The organism is Cellulomonas sp. P2_B4, from assembly GCF_056404795.1.
Window position 1 is genome coordinate 1 of the sequence record NZ_JBFUDI010000015.1, and the last position, 18,228, is coordinate 18,228.

18 protein-coding genes and 1 pseudogene are annotated in these 18,228 nt (G+C 72.0%); 16 read left to right on the forward strand and 3 right to left on the reverse strand.

The annotated features are described in order from the left end of the window. The 11 genes and pseudogenes from AC1DZC_RS18955 to AC1DZC_RS19005 form a co-directional block, all read left to right on the forward strand. Positions 1 to 274, forward strand: a pseudogene (locus AC1DZC_RS18955) (methyl-accepting chemotaxis protein); the annotation flags it as partial. A 26-nt stretch (positions 275 to 300) separates the two neighbouring features. Further along, entirely contained in the window at positions 301 to 1,452 is a 1,152-nt protein-coding gene (locus AC1DZC_RS18960) for a substrate-binding domain-containing protein (protein ID WP_477044341.1), read from the forward strand. Next, on the forward strand, positions 1,449 to 3,056 hold the full coding sequence (locus tag AC1DZC_RS18965) for a methyl-accepting chemotaxis protein (RefSeq protein WP_477040340.1): 1,608 nt from the start codon (positions 1,449 to 1,451) through the stop codon (positions 3,054 to 3,056). The genes AC1DZC_RS18960 and AC1DZC_RS18965 overlap by 4 nt, the downstream gene beginning before the upstream one ends. Before the next feature lie 52 nt (positions 3,057 to 3,108). Continuing rightward, entirely contained in the window at positions 3,109 to 4,215 is a 1,107-nt protein-coding gene (locus AC1DZC_RS18970) for a protein-glutamate methylesterase/protein-glutamine glutaminase (RefSeq protein ID WP_477044342.1), read from the forward strand. After that, positions 4,215 to 5,114, forward strand: a complete 900-nt coding sequence (locus AC1DZC_RS18975; RefSeq protein WP_477044343.1) for a CheR family methyltransferase — start codon at positions 4,215 to 4,217, stop codon at positions 5,112 to 5,114. The genes AC1DZC_RS18970 and AC1DZC_RS18975 overlap by 1 nt, the downstream gene beginning before the upstream one ends. Then, positions 5,111 to 5,494, forward strand: a complete 384-nt coding sequence (locus tag AC1DZC_RS18980; protein WP_477040337.1) for a response regulator — start codon at positions 5,111 to 5,113, stop codon at positions 5,492 to 5,494. The genes AC1DZC_RS18975 and AC1DZC_RS18980 overlap by 4 nt, the downstream gene beginning before the upstream one ends. Then, entirely contained in the window at positions 5,491 to 5,967 is a 477-nt protein-coding gene (locus tag AC1DZC_RS18985) for a chemotaxis protein CheX (RefSeq protein WP_477044344.1), read from the forward strand. Before AC1DZC_RS18980 ends, AC1DZC_RS18985 begins: the two co-directional genes overlap by 4 nt. After that, on the forward strand, positions 5,964 to 6,326 hold the full coding sequence (locus AC1DZC_RS18990) for a response regulator (protein WP_477040335.1): 363 nt from the start codon (positions 5,964 to 5,966) through the stop codon (positions 6,324 to 6,326). Before AC1DZC_RS18985 ends, AC1DZC_RS18990 begins: the two co-directional genes overlap by 4 nt. Further along, a complete protein-coding gene (locus tag AC1DZC_RS18995) occupies positions 6,323 to 6,823 on the forward strand; it encodes a hypothetical protein (protein ID WP_477044345.1) in 501 nt (166 codons plus the stop codon). Before AC1DZC_RS18990 ends, AC1DZC_RS18995 begins: the two co-directional genes overlap by 4 nt. A gap of 93 nt (positions 6,824 to 6,916) precedes the next feature. Beyond that, positions 6,917 to 8,380 (forward strand): NCS2 family permease, encoded by a 1,464-nt coding sequence (locus AC1DZC_RS19000; RefSeq protein WP_477044346.1) that lies wholly within the window; start codon positions 6,917 to 6,919, stop codon positions 8,378 to 8,380. A 366-nt stretch (positions 8,381 to 8,746) separates the two neighbouring features. Further along, positions 8,747 to 9,625 carry a DUF559 domain-containing protein gene (locus AC1DZC_RS19005; protein ID WP_477044347.1) on the forward strand — a complete coding sequence of 293 codons (879 nt, stop codon included), beginning with the start codon at positions 8,747 to 8,749 and terminating at the stop codon, positions 9,623 to 9,625. A 137-nt stretch (positions 9,626 to 9,762) separates the two neighbouring features. Here the strand turns inward: AC1DZC_RS19005 and AC1DZC_RS19010 are convergent, their stop codons facing one another. Together AC1DZC_RS19010 and AC1DZC_RS19015 are read right to left on the reverse strand one after the other, a co-directional pair. Further along, on the reverse strand, positions 9,763 to 10,380 hold the full coding sequence (locus AC1DZC_RS19010; RefSeq protein WP_477044348.1) for an arsenate reductase/protein-tyrosine-phosphatase family protein: 618 nt from the start codon (positions 10,378 to 10,380) through the stop codon (positions 9,763 to 9,765). Positions 10,381 to 10,444: 64 nt separating this feature from the next. Next, positions 10,445 to 10,888 carry a VanZ family protein gene (locus tag AC1DZC_RS19015; RefSeq protein ID WP_477040330.1) on the reverse strand — a complete coding sequence of 148 codons (444 nt, stop codon included), beginning with the start codon at positions 10,886 to 10,888 and terminating at the stop codon, positions 10,445 to 10,447. A 116-nt stretch (positions 10,889 to 11,004) separates the two neighbouring features. On the opposite strand from AC1DZC_RS19015, the gene AC1DZC_RS19020 reads away from it, so the two are divergent. The 5 genes from AC1DZC_RS19020 (at position 11,005) to AC1DZC_RS19040 (ending at position 16,981) form a co-directional block, all read left to right on the forward strand. Further along, a complete protein-coding gene (locus tag AC1DZC_RS19020; protein ID WP_477044349.1) occupies positions 11,005 to 12,330 on the forward strand; it encodes a UDP-glucose dehydrogenase family protein in 1,326 nt (441 codons plus the stop codon). A gap of 99 nt (positions 12,331 to 12,429) precedes the next feature. Further along, positions 12,430 to 12,852, forward strand: a complete 423-nt coding sequence (locus AC1DZC_RS19025; RefSeq protein ID WP_477044350.1) for a MarR family winged helix-turn-helix transcriptional regulator — start codon at positions 12,430 to 12,432, stop codon at positions 12,850 to 12,852. Continuing rightward, positions 12,849 to 14,174 carry an MFS transporter gene (locus AC1DZC_RS19030; RefSeq protein ID WP_477044351.1) on the forward strand — a complete coding sequence of 442 codons (1,326 nt, stop codon included), beginning with the start codon at positions 12,849 to 12,851 and terminating at the stop codon, positions 14,172 to 14,174. The genes AC1DZC_RS19025 and AC1DZC_RS19030 overlap by 4 nt, the downstream gene beginning before the upstream one ends. 62 nt (positions 14,175 to 14,236) lie before the next feature. Continuing rightward, positions 14,237 to 16,063, forward strand: a complete 1,827-nt coding sequence (locus AC1DZC_RS19035; protein WP_477044352.1) for a DUF4012 domain-containing protein — start codon at positions 14,237 to 14,239, stop codon at positions 16,061 to 16,063. Between the two features lie 192 nt (positions 16,064 to 16,255). Continuing rightward, complete coding sequence (locus AC1DZC_RS19040) at positions 16,256 to 16,981, forward strand: peptidase (protein ID WP_477040325.1); 726 nt, start codon at positions 16,256 to 16,258, stop codon at positions 16,979 to 16,981. A gap of 67 nt (positions 16,982 to 17,048) precedes the next feature. Here the strand turns inward: AC1DZC_RS19040 and serC are convergent, their stop codons facing one another. Further along, on the reverse strand, positions 17,049 to 18,185 hold the full coding sequence (gene serC, locus AC1DZC_RS19045; protein ID WP_477044353.1) for a phosphoserine transaminase: 1,137 nt from the start codon (positions 18,183 to 18,185) through the stop codon (positions 17,049 to 17,051). Positions 18,186 to 18,228: the final 43 nt, after the last annotated feature.

Below are 18,228 nucleotides of genomic sequence, written 5' to 3' on the forward strand. Positions count from 1 at the left end.
GATCGGGCAGATCGCCTCGATCATCGCGTCGATCAACGACTACCAGCTGACGATCGCCTCGGCGGTCGAGGAGCAGACCGCGACGACCAACGAGATGTCCCGCGGGGTGGCCGAGGCCGCGACCGGGTCCGGGGAGATCGCGGTCAACATCGGTGGCGTCGCGAGCTCGGCCGCGTCCTCCTCGCAGACCCTGGGGCAGATGGGCGACGCCGTCAGCGAGCTGGCGCGCCTGTCCACCGACCTGCGCACCCGCGTAGCGGCGTTCACGTTCTAGAGATCCGATCGACCAGAGGAACCACCATGAGACGAGCACGCCTGGGAGCCGCCGCGATCGCGGTGACGCTCGGCCTGCTGACGGCCGGCTGCGCCGGCGGCACCACCACCCCCGGTGCCGCGAAGCAGCTCCCCGACGACGGCCCGCAGCTGGTCGGCGTGGCGATGCCGACCAAGGTCCAGGAGCGCTGGATCGGCGACGGCAAGAACCTGCGCAAGCAGCTCGTCTCCCTCGGGTACGACGTGGACCTCGAGTACGCCGACGACGACGTGGCCACCCAGGTGGACCAGATCACCACGATGATCGACGCGGGCGCGGACGCCCTGGTGATCGGGGCCGTCGACGGGACGAAGCTCACGTCCGTGCTGTCCGAGGCCGCCGCCGCCGGGATCGCGATCCTGTCGTACGACCGGCTCATCCGGGACTCGGCCGACGTGGACTACTACGCGTCCTTCGACAACAACGCCGTCGGCGTCCTGCAGGCGAACGCGCTGCTGACCGGCCTGGGCGTGCTGGACGCGACCGGCGCCCGCACCGGGGTGACCGGGCCGCTCGCGATCGAGATCTTCGCGGGCTCGCCCAGCGACAACAACGCGACGGTGTTCTACCAGGGCGCCATGTCGGTGCTCCAGCAGTACATCGACGAGGGCGTCCTCGTCGTCCCGTCCAGCCAGACCGACTTCGCCTCCGTCGCGACCGAGGGCTGGAAGGGCGAGAACGCCGCCGCCCGCATGGGCACGCTGGCCCCGCCCTACGCCGCAGGGCTGCACCTCGACGGTGTCCTGGCCCCGAACGACGGGATCGCCATCGCGGTCATCGACGCGATCAAGTCCGACCTGGGCTACGGCGGCGACGGGCCGGCCCTGCCGGTCGTCCCCGGCCAGGACGCCGAGCTCGCCTCGGTGCGCTCGATCGTCGGCGGAGAGCAGTACTCGACCGTCTACAAGGACACCGCCGAGCTGGCCGAGGTCGCCGTCCAGATGGTCCGCGACCTGCTCGCCGGCGTCGAGCCCGAGGTGAACGACACCACCTCCTACGACAACGGGGTCCGCGTGGTGCCGTCCTACCTCCTCGCACCTGCCCTGGTCACGCGCGAGAACTACCAGGCCGTGCTGGTCGACGGCGGCTACTACACGCAGGACGAGCTGGGCGCCGTGCCCGCAGGAGGCACCAAGTGAACGACCAGACCCTTCCCCGTCGTCGCTGGTTCTGGGACCGGTCCGTCGGCGTCAAGATCGCGACGTCGCTCATCGTGCTCGGCGCGGTGTTCGCCCTCGTCGGCGGTGCCGGGGCCGTGGCCCTCTACCGCGCGGGCCAGCACCTCGAGGAGATGTCGGGGCTGACCGGTCGCCTGCAGTCGGCGATGGCCGAGCTGCGCACCGCGCAGACCCGCAGCAACCTCCTGGTGCACCGGGCCGTCGAGGCGCAGGACCCCGCCGTGCGGACCCAGCTGCTCACGTCGTCGGCGTGGGTGGACAAGGACGTCGACCGCCAGATCACCGTGATCTCGGACTTCCCGCAGTCGGGCACCCAGCAGTGGACCGACTTCGTGACGCGCTGGAAGGCGTGGACGGCCTACCGCGACACCACGCTCCTGCCGTTCGTCCAGGCGGGCGACGAGGTCGGTCTCGCTGCCGCGATCCGGGCCAGCGCCGCGGCCGACCCCGACTGGGCGGGCCGCGCGCTCACCCTCGCGCAGGGCCAGGTCGACGCGCAGGTCGACCAGATCCTGCGGGACGGCCAGGCCGAGGTGGACCGGACCATCCGGATCCTCGCGATCGCGTTCGTCCTCGGTGCCCTCGTGTCCGGGGTGCTCGCCGCCGCCGTGGTGCGCCGGGTCACCCGCGCCGTGCGCCAGGTGCAGGGCTCGCTCGACGCCATGGCCGGGGGAGACCTGACCGTCGTCGCCCCGATCGAGTCGAACGACGAGACGGGCCGGATGTCGGCCTCGCTCGCCCGGGCGCAGGCGTCCCTGCGGGCCACGCTGGCCGGGGTCGTCGAGACGGCCGCGGGGGTGTCGACCTCCGCCGAGCAGCTCACCGCGTCCAACCAGCGCGTCGCGGGCACCGCCCAGGAGACGAGCGCCCAGGCGGGTGTCGTCGCCGCCGCGGCCGAGCAGGTCTCCCGCAACGTGCAGGCCGTCGCGGCGGGCGCCGAGCAGATGGGTGCCTCGATCCGCGAGATCGCCCAGAACGCGACCGAGGCCGCGAAGGTGGCCAACCGGGCGACGGTGGTCGCCCGGACGACCAACGACCAGGTGGCCCGGCTCGGGGAGTCCAGCCAGCAGATCGGGAACGTCGTGAAGACGATCACGAGCATCGCGGAGCAGACCAACCTGCTGGCGCTCAACGCGACCATCGAGGCCGCGCGTGCGGGGGAGGCGGGCAAGGGCTTCGCCGTCGTCGCCGGCGAGGTCAAGGAGCTCGCGTCCGAGACCGCCCGGGCGACCGAGGACATCGCGCGCCGGGTCGAGGCCATCCAGGCGGAGACCGCGGGCGCGGTCGCGGCGATCGCCGAGATCAGCGTGATCGTCACCTCGATCAACGACTACCAGCTCACCATCGCCTCGGCCGTCGAGGAGCAGACCGCGACGACCAACGAGATGTCGCGAGGGGTCACCGAGGCCGCGGTCGGCTCGGGGGAGATCGCCGTCAACATCACGGGTGTCGCGTCGGCGGCGACCACGAGCTCCGACGTCCTGACCGAGGTCGGCACCCAGGTTGAGGAGCTGAGCGTCCTGTCGGACCGGCTCCGGGAGCGGGTGGCCGCCTTCACCTTCTGACCGTCGACAGCCCCAGAAACGCAGCCGGAACCCCGGCCCCCAAGGAGGAACAGTGACCCCGATCCGCGTGCTCGTCGTCGACGACTCCGTCGTCGTGCGGCGACTCGTCACGGACGCCCTGTCCCGGGACCCGGACGTCGAGGTGGTCGGCGTCGCAGCGAACGGTCGCCTCGCGGTCGGCAAGGTCGCCCAGCTGGCGCCCGACGTCGTGACCATGGACATCGAGATGCCCGAGATGGACGGCATCGAGGCGGTGCGCGCCCTGCGGCGCGACGGCCACAAGATGCCGATCATCATGTTCTCCACGCTCACCGAGCGGGGTGCGGCCGCGACCCTGGACGCCCTCGTCGCGGGTGCGCAGGACTACGTGACCAAGCCCGCCAACGTCGGCAGCGTCCAGGAGTCCCTGGCCCAGGTGGCCGACAACCTGCTGCCCAAGATCAAGGCGCTCGTCGTCCGGTCCGCGATGCACACCGCGGTCCGCTCGTCGTCGTCGGCCGTGGTCCCCGCCCCGCGGTCCAAGGCGGCCCCCCAGCGCCCCGAGCCGGCGCCGCACCCGATCCGCGCGGTCGTGCTCGGGTCGTCGACGGGTGGCCCCGAGGCCCTGTCCAAGGTGATCGCCGCCCTCACGCACGCGCCGACCGTCCCGGTCCTCGTCGTCCAGCACATGCCGCCGGTGTTCACGCGGCAGCTGGCCGCGCGTCTCGACCGCCTCGGCCCGGCCCGCGTGGTCGAGGCCGAGGCCGGGACCGAGCTCGAGCCCGGCACGATCTACATCGCCCCGGGCGACCGGCACCTCGAGGTGCAGCGCCACGGCGGGGCCGTGCGCACCGTCCTCACCGACGGGCCGCCCGTGAACTACTGCCGACCCTCGGTCGACGTCCTGTTCGGCTCCGCGGTGCGCGTCTACGGCGGCGAGCTGCTCGGCGTCGTGCTCACGGGCATGGGGTCCGACGGGCGCACCGGCTGCCAGCGCCTCGTCGACGCCGGCGGGACCGTCGTGGTCCAGGACGAGCCGACGAGCGTCGTGTGGGGGATGCCCGGCGCGGTCGCGACCGCGGGGCTCGCACACTGTGTCCTGCCGCTGACCGAGGTGGCACCGACGATCGAGCGCGTGCTCGCGTCCGTCGGCAACCTCGTCCGGGGAGGGGTGGCCTGATGGCGGTCAGCGCAGACTCGTTCGCGTTCGTCGCCGACCTCGTGCGCCGGCGCAGCGCGATCCAGCTGGCGCCGGGCAAGGAGTACCTGGTCGAGAGCCGCCTGCTCTCGCTCGCCCGCGACGCCGGGCTGCCAGACGTCGACGCATACGTGAAGAACGTGCGCCACGGCGCCAAGGAGACCGAGTACGTCCGGGTCGTCGAGGCGCTCACCACCAACGAGACGTCCTGGTTCCGCGACTCCGGGCCGTTCGCGGCCCTGCGCTCGGTCGTCGTGCCCGAGCTGATCGCGGCCCGCGGGACCTCCACCCGGCTCAAGATCTGGTCCGCCGCCTGCTCGACCGGGCAGGAGCCGTACTCGATCGCGATGACGCTGGCGGACTGCCTGCCCACCGGCGCCACCGCGGACATCCTGGCCACCGACCTGTCCGAGCAGGTGCTCGCCAAGGCGCGCGAGGGCCGGTACAGCCAGCTCGAGGTCAACCGCGGCCTGCCGGCGGCGATGCTCGTGCGGCACCTGACCCGCTCGGGCGCGGAGTGGCAGATCTCGCAGGAGCTGCGCGGACTGGTGACGTTCCGCCCGCACAACCTCCTCGACCAGCCGCCCATCGGCGGGCCGTTCGACGTGGTGTTCCTGCGCAACGTCCTCATCTACTTCGACCTCGCCACCAAGCGCGCGATCCTCGACCGGCTCCGTCGCGTGATGCGGCCGGACGGCGTCCTCGTGCTCGGCGCGGCGGAGACCACGATCGGTGTCGACGACGGCTGGGCGCGCGTCCCCGTCGGCTCCGGCTCCGTCTACCGCCCGACCCGGCCGGTGCCCGCGACGGTCGCCGCGTTCCCGAACCCCCGAACCGCACCACTCGACACATCCGTCCTGACCCGAGGAGCAACCCGATGAGAGCGCTCGTGATCGACGACTCGCGCACGATGCGTCGCATCGTCGCGGGGACGCTGGAGGACCTGGGCTTCGAGACGGAACCGGCCGAGCACGGCCAGGCCGCCCTCGACCTGCTGGAGTCCGGCCTCGACGTGCAGCTGTGCTGCATCGACTGGAACATGCCCGTGATGGACGGCCTCACGTTCGTCAGCGAGGTCCGCGCCCGCCCCGAGTGGCGGCACATCACGCTGATGATGGTCACCACCGAGAGCGAGCAGGGCCAGATCGTGCGCGCGCTCGCCGCGGGCGCCCACGAGTACCTGATCAAGCCGTTCACGCCTGACGCCATCCGCGGCAAGCTGGACCTGCTGGGGCTCGTCCCCGTCGAGGAGCCGGCATGAGCACCGTCGTCGAGCACGACCAGGTCTTCATGATCGCGCAGGAGGTCTTCGCGGCGATGGTCGACGGGGACCACGGGCTGCTCCAGCCGTGGGACGGCGACCTGCCGACCTTCGACGAGCCGATCGTCGCGTGGGTCGACCTCTTCGGTGACTGGGCCGGCCGCGCGTTGCTGTCCACCTCGACCGCTACCGCGCACGACCTCGCCCGGGCCCTGCTGGACCTGGGTCCCGACGAGGTCGTCACCGCCCTCGACCTCGTCGACGCGTTCGGTGAGGTCGCCAACGTCGTCGGCGGCAACGTGAAGTCGTTGCTGCCCACGCAGGGGAGCCTCGGCCTGCCGCAGGTCGCCCCCGCCGCCCCGGCCGTGGCCGGTGCCGCCGTCGTCGTCGAGCTCCAGCTCGGGTGGCGCGGTCAGCCGATCGTCGTGACCGTCTGGGGCTTTTCCGCCGCTGAAGAAGGGAACCGCTCATGATCCGCGTCCTTGTGACGGACGACAGCCGAGTCATGCGCCAGATCGTGATCCGCACGCTGCGCCAGGCCGGCTACGACTGGGACGTCCGCGAGGCGTCCGACGGCGCCGAGGCGCTCGCGGCCATCCGTGCCGACGAGCCCGACGTGGTGCTGTCCGACTGGAACATGCCCGAGATGAACGGCATCGACCTGCTGCGCCGCCTGCGCGCCGAGGGCTTCGAGACGCCGTTCGGGTTCGTCACGTCGGAGGGCTCGCCGGAGATGCGCGCCACCGCCGAGGCCGCCGGCGCCCTGTTCCTCATCGCCAAGCCGTTCACGCCCGACGGCTTCCGCGAGGTCATCGAGCCGGTGCTGGCATGAACGGCGCTGGTTCGACGGCGACGCCTCTTCCTTCTGCCAAGGACGTCCGCGAGCTCGTCGAGGGCCTCGTCGGCCGCGACATCTCCGTCACCACCGGCGGCCCGATGGTCGACCCGAACGCGCAGGACGGCGCCCTCGTGGGCGTCTACGTCGACGACCGGCTCGCCCTGACCGCGCTCGTGCTCCTGGACCTGCCGCTCGCCGCTCACCTGGGCGCCTCGCTCGGGCTCGTGCCCGCGCGCGCCGCGGGCGTGGCGGTCGAGGAGGGCGTGCTGCCCGAGGCGCTCTCCGAGAACGCGGGCGAGATCCTCAACGTCATGGCGTCGCTGTTCAACCTGGAGGGCGCGCCGCACGTGAAGCTGGACCGGCTGTACCAGCCGCGCTCGGCGGTCCCGGCCGACGTCGCCCCGTGGGTCCTGTCCTACGTCCGGCGCACCGACCTGGACATGGACGTGGCCGGGTACGGCGCCGGGCAGTTCTCGCTCCTCGTGGTCTGACGCGGTCGAAGCCGGTCCGGCGTCGCGCGGCGTTCGTCGCGCCACGCCGGGCCGGTCTGCAGACCGGGTTTCGGGTCTGGCACACTGCCGCCCATGGCGACGACCACCCAGCGTTCGACGAGCGCGATCGACCGGTACTTCAAGATCTCCGAGCGCGGTTCGTCCGTCGGGACCGAGATCCGCGGCGGCCTCGTCACGTTCTTCACGATGAGCTACATCATCATCCTGAACCCGCTGATCATCGGGACCGTGAAGTCCGGCGACGGCCAGTTCCTCGGCGGTGGCGACGCGCCGAACCTCGCGATGGTCGCGGCGACGACCGCGTTGGTCGCCGGCCTGATGTCCATCCTTATGGGCGTCGTCGCCAACTTCCCGCTCGCGCTCGCCGCGGGCCTGGGACTGAACGCCGTCGTCGCCTACTCGATCGCCGCCCTGCCGGACATGTCGTGGCAGGACGCCATGGGGATCGTGGTCCTCGAGGGCCTGATCATCCTGCTGCTCGTGGCCACCGGCCTGCGGCAGGCCGTGTTCCGCGCCGTCCCGCGCGAGCTCAAGACAGCCATCAGCGTCGGCATCGGTCTGTTCATCGCGTTCATCGGCCTCGTCGACTCCGGCTTCGTGCGCATCCCCGCCAGCATGGCCACCCCCGTCGAGCTCGGCATCGCGGGGTCGCTGGGCAGCTGGCCGCTGCTGGTCTTCGTCGTCGGCCTGTTCGTCGCCGTGATCCTCATGGTCCGCAAGGTCAACGGCGCCATCCTCATCGCGATCATCTCCGCGACCGTCCTGGCGTTCCTCGTCGAGCTGGCCGGCGACCTCGGCTCCAAGTCCGCCGACAACCCCGGCGGCTGGTCGCTCGGCGTCCCGCACTGGCCGTCCGGCGGCATCGTCGCGACGCCCGACTTCTCGCTCGTCGGCCAGTTCTCGCTCTTCGGCTCCATCAAGTCCATCGGCATCGTCGCCGTGATCCTGCTGGTCTTCTCGCTCCTGCTCGCCGACTTCTTCGACACGATGGGCACCATGGTCGCCGTCGGCGGCGAGGCCGGCCTGCTCGACAAGGAGGGCACGCCCCCGAACGCGACCCGCATCCTGGTCGTCGACTCCATCGCCGCCGCCGCGGGTGGTGCGGGCAGCGTCTCGTCGAACACGTCCTACATCGAGTCCGCGTCCGGCGTCGGCGACGGCGCGCGCACCGGCCTGGCCTCCGTCATCACCGGCCTCGCGTTCCTCGTCGCCACGTTCCTGGCGCCCCTGGTCGAGCTGGTCCCCTTCGAGGCCGCGACCCCCGCCCTGGTCGTCGTCGGCTTCCTGATGGTCACGCAGATCACGGGCATCAACTGGCGCGACTACGAGGTGGCCATCCCGGCGTTCCTCACGATCGTCCTGATGCCGTTCACGTACTCGATCACCGTGGGCATCGGCGCCGGCGTCATCATGTTCGTCGCGATCAAGCTCGGCGTCGGCAAGATCCGCGAGGTCCACGCCTTCATGTGGATCACCTCGGCCCTCTTCGTCGTCTACTTCCTCCTGGGCCCGATCAAGACCTGGCTCGGCATCTAGGGGGAGTGAGGACCGGCGCCGACCCCGCGCGCCGGTTGGGAGTCGGCCCCGGCCCTCGAGTCCCGAGTCCCGCGCGCCCGGTCGGCGTCCGCCGGGAGCTGCGCGTACCTAGCCGCACTGGTGACGCGTGGGTCTGCTGAGGCGTCCTCGACGCAACTCCCGTGAACACCTGACCCAAGTGCGGCTAGGTCGGCACAGCGGACCCGTGTCGTGCGTGCGCATCGGCCCGCCCCGTCGCGCTGCACCCGCACGGGAGCGAGAGCGCCGGGCGCCGCCGAGCCGCCCCCAGCACGTCGTCGGACCACGCCGTCCACAGATCGCGTCAGGCCCGCCCCGTCCACGGCGGCTCGGTCGTGAGATCTGGGGATGAGCGACGAGGTCCTCCGGAGGTTGTCCGAGCTCGGCGGTGCGGCGCGGAGGCGGGACATCACCGGGGTGGTCGGCGGGGCGCGGGCGATCGACCGGGCCGCCGCGTCGGGCACGATCGACCGGCTCGGGCGCGGGATCTACGCTCTGCCCGACTGCTCGCTCGAGGCAGTCGCTGCGGTCACGCACGGCGCCTTGGTCGGCTGCGTCTCGGCGGTCCAGCGCGCGGGCATCGCGGTGCTCAACGTGCCGGATCGGCCGCACCTCTCGGTGCCTCGGGCGCGTGGGTCCTCGCCGTCACGGCTTCGCGACGAGGCTCCGGCGACTCTTCACCGAGAGTCGTGGGTGTCGGGCGGACACCGTCCTGGTGTCGTGGTCGCGCCGGCGCCCCGTGCCCTGGCCCGCATGCTCGTCTGCTGCAACGCCGACGAGGCGGTCGTGTCCATCGACAGCGCCCTCCAGCAACGGCTCACCTCGGTCGACGCCATCAGGTCCCTGCTGCCGCCCACCGCAGACGTGCGGGCGCGGTCGGTGCTCGCACTGGCCGACGGGCGGAGCAGGTCACCCCTCGAGACGATGGCGCGCCTCTCGCTCCGAGCCGCGGGGCTCCGAGTGGAGGCCGGAGTGATGGTGCCGATGGTCGGTGAGGTCGACCTGGTCGTCGAGGGTCGCGTCGTCGTGGAGCTGGACGGGTTCGCCTACCACGGGGGCCGCCGCGAGTTCGACGAGGATCGTCGACGCGACCGTGAGCTGGCCCTGCAGGGCTACGTCGTCCTGAGGTTCACCGCCCGGGACGTCCTGCGCGACCGCGATCGGCTCGTCGCGACGGTCCTCGCGGCGCTGGGCGCCCCACGTCGTGCCAACGGTGTGCGGATCTAGCCGCACCTGGGACGGATGGTGGCGGAAGGGGCGCGATCGACGCATCACGTGACCCACCCGTCACAAGCGCGGCTAGGTAGACACGAGTTCAGGCGTCAGCCTCGTCCGCAGCGCGCCGACGGATCGACCCCGACCCCCTACCGGCGGACCAGGGACGTCAGGGTCTCCACCGCAGGGAGGAGCTGGGTGAACGAGCGTTCGTAGAGGGCCGTGTCGCCGCGGAAGGGGTCGACCACGTCGTCGTCGCCCGGGCGGTACGAGGCGAGCCCCCGGCGGCGGCCGGCCAGGGGGACCAGGGCGCGGAGGCGGTCGGCGGTGGTGGCGTTGGCGCCGGGGAGGGAGGACGGGTCGACGTCGAGGGCCAACCGGGCCAGCTCGCGCAGGGTGAACGTGCGGCGGACGGCGGCGGGCACCAGCTCGACGATCGCGGACCGGTGCTTGCGGGTCATGCCGATGACCAGGTCGGCGGACCGGATCATCGACGCCTCCAGCTGGCGGCTGGCGAAGCCGGACGGGTCGGCGCCGTTCTCCTCGACGAGCTGCGCCATGGTGCCGGTCATCGGCCGGCCGACGAGCGCGCCGGTCCCGGCGGAGCCGATCTCGATCGCCGGCATGAGCGACCCGACCGCGGGGCGGCCCTGGAACGCGGCGCCGAGCCGCGCGGACAGCAGCCGCTCGACGGCGGGCGACCTGCAGATGTTGCCCGTGCACACGACGAGGACGCGCAGGGGCGCGGTCTCGTCGGAGGGGGTCATGCCTCCCATGATCCCTGGCCGGCGTCGTGCTGCCACACGTTCGCACCCGATCGGCGCAGAAAGATCAGTCGGAGGTGGGTTGGGTGATCACGGTCCGCCGACGAGTCATGAGCGACCGCACAAGGCGCAGGCCGAGCACGCCGAGGGTCGCTCCGAGGGTGTTCAGCACGACGTCCTGGACGGTCGGGACCCTCGTCGGGAGAAAGAGCAGCTGCGCCAGCTCGATGGCCGCGGACAGGCAGAACGCGAGAAGCACGACGAGCCAGGATCGGCGCAGCAGCAGGCCCACGAGGACACCGAACGGCACGAACATGATCACGTTGGCGACGGCCTCGAGGCCGGCGTAGGTGAGGGGGACGCCGATCTGCGACAGCCACGACAGGACCGCGCGGACGAGGTCGAACGTGGACGGCGAGGCGGGTGCGGGCCAGAGCGTCAGGCGCGCGACGACGGCCAGGTAGATCACCAGCGTTGTGACAAGGCCACGACGGAAGGTGATCTGCGACACCCGGTGAACCGTAGCCGACCGCGTTCACCCGTCCGGCGGCGGGCGCCAAGGATCACCCGCCGAGGTCCGAGGTCCGCCGGGTACATTCGTCGGAATCCACCACAAAGGGGCAATTCGTGCGACTTTCCGTCATCGGCTGCGGCTATCTGGGGGCCGTGCACGCGGCGAGCATGGCTCAGCTGGGTCACGACGTCATCGGCATCGACGTCGACGAGCGCAAGATCGACGCGCTGCGGGAGGGCCGCGCGCCCTTCTACGAGCCGGGGCTGCCCGAGCTGCTCACGGAGGCGGGCGCGACCGGACGCCTGTCGTTCAGCACGGACATCGCGGACGCGGCCGGTGCGGACGTCCACTTCATCTGCGTGGGCACGCCGCAGGTGCACGGCGAGTTCCGCGCCGACCTCACCTACGTCAACTCGGCCGTCGAGGCCCTGCGCCCGCACCTGCGGCCCGGTGACGTCGTCGCGGGAAAGTCGACCGTCCCCGTCGGCACCGCGGAGGCGATCGCGGAGGTGCTCGCGGGCACGGGCGCCGTTCTCGTCTGGAACCCGGAGTTCCTGCGGGAGGGCTTCGCGGTCCAGGACACGCTGCACCCCGACCGCCTCGTCTACGGCTTGCCGACGAACAGCGACGGCGAGCCGACGCTCGAGGGCACCAAGGCGCAGGCGGTCCTCGACGAGGTCTACGCGACCCCGCTGTCGGAGGACACCCCGCTCGTCGTGACGGACTACGCGACCGCCCAGCTGGTCAAGGTGGCCGCGAACTCGTTCCTGGCGACGAAGATCTCGTTCATCAACGCGATGGCCGAGCTGTGCGAGTCGACGGGCGCCGACGTCACGCGCCTCGCCGACGCCATCGGCTACGACGACCGGATCGGCCGCCGCTTCCTCAACGCGGGGCTCGGCTTCGGGGGCGGCTGCCTGCCCAAGGACATCCGCGCGTTCATGGCCCGCGCCGGCGAGCTCGGCGTCAGCGACGCCCTCGGGTTCCTGCGCGAGGTCGACTCGATCAACATGCGTCGCCGCGTCCGGGTGGTCGACCTGGCCCGCGAGGTCTGCCACGGCTCGATCGTCGGCCGACGCGTCGCGGTGCTCGGTGCGGCGTTCAAGCCCGACTCCGACGACGTGCGCGACTCCCCGGCGCTGTCCGTCGCCGCGCAGATGCAGCTCCAGGGCGCGCACGTCACGGTCACCGACCCGCAGGCGATCCCGAACGCCCGCGCCAAGTGGCCGGACCTGCACTTCGCGGACACGGCGATCGAGGCCGCGACCGGTGCGGACGTCGTCCTGCTGGCCACGGAGTGGGCCGAGTACCGAGCGCTCGACCCCGAGCAGCTGGGCGAGGTCGTCGCGCACCGACGGATGCTCGACGGGCGAAACGTGCTCGAGCCTGCCCAGTGGCGCGCAGCCGGCTGGACCTACCGAGCGCTCGGCCGCCCCTGAGGTCTCCCGACGAGGACAGGCCGTCGCCCGCACCGGGTGGCGGCCTTCGTCGTCGCACTTGATTTTCGTTACGTAAGGTAATGACGTAGGCTAACGATCGTGACCACGACCCCCGACCCGACCGGCGACCTCCGCATCGCCATCGGCCAGGCGGCGCGACGGATCCGCGCCGAGCGCGGCGGTGCCGGCCTGGCCGACCCGCAGTACACGGTGCTCCTCTGGCTCACGAAGAAGGGGCCGCTGACGCCGGGCCAGCTGGCCGACCTCGAGCGCGTCCAGCCGCCGTCGATGACGCGGACCGTGAACTGCCTCGCCGACCTGGACCTGGTGGCCAAGGCCCCGCACCCGACCGACGGCCGGCAGGTCGTCGTGACGCTGACGGACGCGGGCAAGGCCGAGGTCGAGGAGACCCGGCGGCGCCGGAACATCTGGCTCGCGGGCCAGCTCGACGCGATGACACCCGACGAACGACGGCTGCTGACGGACGCCACCGAGCTGCTGCGGAGGATCGCCCAGGCATGAGCCCCACGTTCTCCTCGCTGCAGTTCCGCAACTACCGCCTCTGGTTCGCCGGGGCGCTGGTCGCGAACATCGGTACCTGGATGCAGCGGGTCGCGCAGGACTGGCTCGTGCTCACGCAGCTCTCCGACGAGTCGGGCGTCGCCGTCGGCATCACGACGGCCCTGCAGTTCGCGCCGGTCCTGCTGCTGTCCCCGTGGGCCGGCCTGCTCGCCGACCGCGTGGACCGCCGCAAGCTCCTGATCGCCACGCAGGTCGGCCAGGGGATCCTGGCCGCGGGGCTCGGGGTGCTCGTGCTCTCGGGGCGCGCGGAGCTCTGGATGGTGTACCTGTTCGCGCTCGCGCTCGGCTGCGTGACGGCGATCGACGGGCCGGTCCGGCAGACGTTCGTCGCAGAGCTCGTGCCTGCCGCCAAGCTCTCGAACGCGGTCGGCCTGAACAGCGCCTCGTTCAACGCCGCGCGCCTGATCGGCCCGGGCGTCGCGGGGCTGCTCATCGCGGCCGTCGGCACCGGCTGGGTGTTCCTCATCAACGCGGCCACGTTCGCCGCGACGATCTTCGCGCTGACCCAGATGCGCTCGTCGGAGATGCGGCCCATGCCGACCGTCGTGCGCGCCAAGGGGCAGCTGCGCGAGGGCGTCGCCTACGTGCGCGGCCGCAGCGACATCCTCGTGATCATGGTCGTGGTGGGCGTCGTCTCCACCTTCGGCCTGAACTTCCAGCTGACCAGCGCGATGATGGCGCGCACCGAGTTCGGCCGGGGTGCGGGGGAGTACGGGATCCTCGGCTCGGTGCTCGCGATCGGCTCGTTGACCGGCGCGCTGCTCGCCGCGCGACGGGAGCGGCCGCGCGTCCGGCTCGTCATCGGCTCGGCGTTCGGGTTCGGCATCGCGACCGGGGTGATGGCGCTGATGCCCACGTACCCGTCGTACGTGGTCGCGTGCATCCCGGTCGGCCTCGCGAGCCTGACCATGATGACGGCCGCCAACTCGACCATCCAGATGACGACCGACCCTGCTGTACGAGGGCGGGTCATGGCGTTGTACATGATGGTGTTCCTGGGCGCGACGCCCATCGGCTCGCCGATCGTCGGCTGGATCGGCCAGACCTACGGCCCGCGTTGGGCCATCGGCATCGGGTCGATCACCGCGCTGCTCGTCGCCACCGGTGCCGCGCTCTGGGCGCGGGCGAAATGGGACGTCCGGGTCCGCTACAGCGTGCGCACCCGGCCGCACCTCGAGGTGGTCAACCTGCGGGTGCTGCGCGACGACGCGGCCGCCCGGCTGGGCGCCCAGGAGGCGGCGGACCGCCAGGCCGCCGCCTGACGGTCGGGTGAATCGCAGGCGCGACGTGTCGCGGGCGATGTCCGGCATGTGACGATCTGTCCGTGAGTACAACCGTCAAGGGACCCCCCGACTCGGGCGATCTCTTCGACGAGCCCTTCGCCGAGCAGGCGCGGCACTCCCGCGGCGCACCGCATGCGCGCCGGACGCGCACGATCGTCTGGTCGGTGCTCGCGCTGATCCTCGTGCTCGTCCTGCTCGGGGCGTGGCTGGCGTACCGGGCCATCCAGGCGTCGCAGGCGTTGTACGCCGCGCAGAGCGGCTTCGTCGCGATGCAGCAGGACCTGAACACCGGCGGCACCGACAAGATCGCGGAGCAGCTGCCGGCCGTCCGGGACGACCTGGGGCGCGCGGTCGATGCGACGAACGACCCGGTCTGGCGGGCGGCCGAGCACGTCCCGTTCCTCGGTGCCAACCTCGAGGCGGTCCGCATCGTCTCGACGTCGCTCGAGGGCGTGACCACCGACGCGCTCCCGGCGGTGAGCAAGCTCAACGCGCTGCTGAACATCGAGGGCGCGCGCGGCGAGGACGGTCGGGTGGACCTCGCGCCCCTCATCGACGCTGCTCCGGAGATCATCGCCGCCGCGGCGAGCGCGCACCACGCGCAGGACGCGGTCGCGCAGATCGACACGGGTGCGCTCGTCTCGCAGCTGGCCGGGCCCGTCGAGAAGCTGAGCACGTCGCTCGACACGGTGACGGGTGCGCTCGACGCCGGTGCCCAGGTGGCGACGCTGGTGCCCCCGATGCTCGGCGCGGACGGCCCCCGCACCTACCTGATGGTGTCGCTGAACAGCGCGGAGCTGCGCAGCGCGGGCGGCATCGTCGGCGCCTTCGCGGTGCTGCACGCGGAGGACGGGGCGATCACGCTCGTCGACCAGCGCTCGACCCTCGACCTGTCCGGCATCCCCGAGCCGATCCTCCCGCTCACCGACGAGGAGCTGAACCTCGACACCGACCGGCTGGGCCGCTGGGTGCAGGACTCGGTCATGACCCCCGACTTCCCCCGCTCGGCACAGCTCCTCTCGGCCCGCTGGGAGCGCGACATGGGCCAGCACGTCGACGGGGTCATCGCCGCGGACCCGGTCGGCGCCCGCTACCTGCTGCAGGCGACCGGTCCGGTGACCGCCAAGGGCGGCACGACGGTGAACGCCGCCGACGTGGTGGACGTGCTCCTGCACGACGCCTACCTGAACATCGTCGACCCCGCCAAGGTCGACCAGTTCTACGCCGACGTGGCCGCCGCGATCTTCGGTGCCGTCGGGACGGGGCAGGGCAACACGCACGACCTGGTCACCGCCCTGTCCACCGCCGGCTCCGAGGGCCGGATCCGCATCTGGTCGGCGGACGCCGACGAGCAGGGGACGCTCGCAGCCACGCCGCTCGGCGGCGCCTTCCTGTCAGGCGACTTCCCGGACGCGACGGGCGTGTTCCTCAACGACGGCACCGGCGGCAAGCTCGACTTCTACCTCAGCACCCAGGTGACGATCGAGGACCTGCGGTGCAGCGGGCCCGACCCGAGCGCGACGGTCCGGCTCGACCTCGACTACGCCCCGCCGGCGAACATCGCGGGCCTGCCCGCGTACGTCATCGGGCCGGGCGTCAACGGGCTGCCCCTGGGCACCCTCGCGACGAACATCAGCGTCTACTCCGCGGTCGGCGAGAAGCTCGCACCGCTGGGTCTGGACGGGGGCACGGTGGGCGGGAAGACCGGCACGGCGACGGGTCGCGACGTGGAGATCGTGACGTCGATCCTGCCGCCCGGCGGCCACGAGTCGTACACGGTGACCGTCCCCGTCAAGGACGGCGCCGTGAGCGTGTGGACGACACCCACGCTGACCGACTCCGGTCTTGCCACGGCCACCTGCCCGTGACCCCCTGACCCTGACCTACCCGTTCGCTGCGGACGCGCGTCCGGGAGTTGGACACATGTTCACTCCAAGGGATGAAGTGTGGGTGAATCTGTCCGGTTTATCCCGCTTCACCCGATCTGCCCTGACGTTTCTGGGTTTCGGCGGGCGATGATGGCCGTCTGAAATGTCCGATTCGCGAGCAAAGGCGAGATCATGGTCAGAACACTCCGCGGCATCATCGTGGTGCTGGCGGTAGCCCTCCTGGGCTTCGTCATGGCGCCGGCCTCGGTCGCCGCCGACAACCCCGCCCCCTCGCCGACGGTCAACACGACCGGCTGCACGGACACGGGCGAGTACCCCGCACCCTGCGTGCTGACCGTCAAGGTCCAGACGTTCTGCTCCGAGGACGTCCCCACCCTGACGTACAACGCGGTGCCGGAAGGTACGCCCAACCAGACGGTGACGATCACGTTCGTCAACCCGAGCGGCCCCGACCTGGTCTTCCCCGACCGTCCGCTGAGCGGGACGCTGACGTTCCCGGGTGTTGTGGTCACCGGCGGGAAGGTCGTCGACTGGCCGGGCTGGACCCAGAACCCGGACGGCACCTGGGTCAAGGGTGACCAGTACAACTGGGTCCGTGAGGGCATGGTCATCCACTTCAAGGTGAACCCCGAGGCCGACGCCACCGCCATGTACCCGGGCGCCACCGCAGCGTGCAACCCGCCCAACACCGAGGTGCTCGACTCGCCGGACCCGACGCCGTCGGTGACGACGGTGACGCAGGTGCTCGCCGATCCCGGTCAGAGCGCGTCCGTCCTGTCGGCCACGGGTAGCAACGACGCGCCGCTGCTGGCGGCCGCGATCGGCTTCATCGTGATCGGCGCCGGTGCCGTCACCTTCGTCGCGATCTCGCGTCGCCGCCGGAGCGCGACCCAGTAACAGCACGCGACGACGCCCGCCCCTTCTCTGACCGGGGGCGGGCGTCGTCGTGTGCGGAGGGCGCCCGTCAGAGGAGCTGGTCGACCACGTGGTCGACGCAGGCCGTGAGGGCGAGCACGTCGTCCGGGTCCACCGCCGGGTACATGGCGACCCGGAGCTGGTTGCGGCCGAGCTTGCGGTAGGGCTCGACGTCGACGACGCCGTGCGCGCGCAGCACCTTCGCCACGGTCGGCGCCTCGATCTCGGGCGAGAGGTCGATGGTCCCGACGACGTTCGACCGGATCGCGGGATCGGCGACGAACGGCGTGGCCCAGTCGCGCGCGTCCGCCCAGCCGTACAGGTGTCCGGCCGACGTCGCCGTCCGCTCCGCGGCCCAGGACAGGCCGCCCTGGCCGAGGATCCAGTCGAGCTGGTCGGCCAGCAGCACGAGCGTCGCGATGGCCGGGGTGTTGAGCGTCTGGTCCAGGCGCGAGTTGGTGACGGCCGCCGTGAACGAGAGGAACTCGGGCACCCACCGGTCGCCGGACTCGATGCGTGCGGCGCGCTCGATCGCGGCGGGGGAGGCCGCGGCGAGCCAGAGCCCGCCGTCGGACGCGAACGACTTCTGCGGGGCGAAGTAGTAGACGTCGGTCTGGCCGACGTCGACGGCGAGGCCGCCGGCACCGGAGGTCCCGTCGACGAGCACGAGAGCACCTTGCTCGCGCGACCCGGCCACGCGTCGCACCGGAGCGACGACACCGGTCGAGGTCTCGTTGTGCGGCCACGCGTAGGTGTCGGCCCCGTCGACGAACGCCGGCACCGAGACCTCGCCGGGAGGGACGGCGGTGACCACCGGGGTGCCGAGGAAGGGCGCACGGCCGGCCGCGGCCGCGAACTTGGCGCCGAACTCACCGAACGTCCCGAACGCCGCGACGTCGTCGACGAGGCACAGGGTCGCGACGTCCCAGAACGCCGACGAGCCTCCGTTGCCCAGCACGACCTCGTAGCCGTCGGGCAGGTCGAGCAGGGCCGAGAGGCCGGCGCGCACGCGCCCGACGAGCGCGCGCACGGGCGCCTGCCGGTGCGACGTGCCCATGAGCGCCGCGGACGTCCCGGCCAGCGCCTCGAGCTGCGCGGCGCGGACCTTGGACGGGCCGGAGCCGAAGCGGCCGTCGGCGGGCAGCAGGTGGGCGGGAATCGTCAGCGGGGCGCGTTCGTCGGGCACGTGCCCGAGGATAGGCGGTCGTCGGCCCCCGATGTCCGCGCGA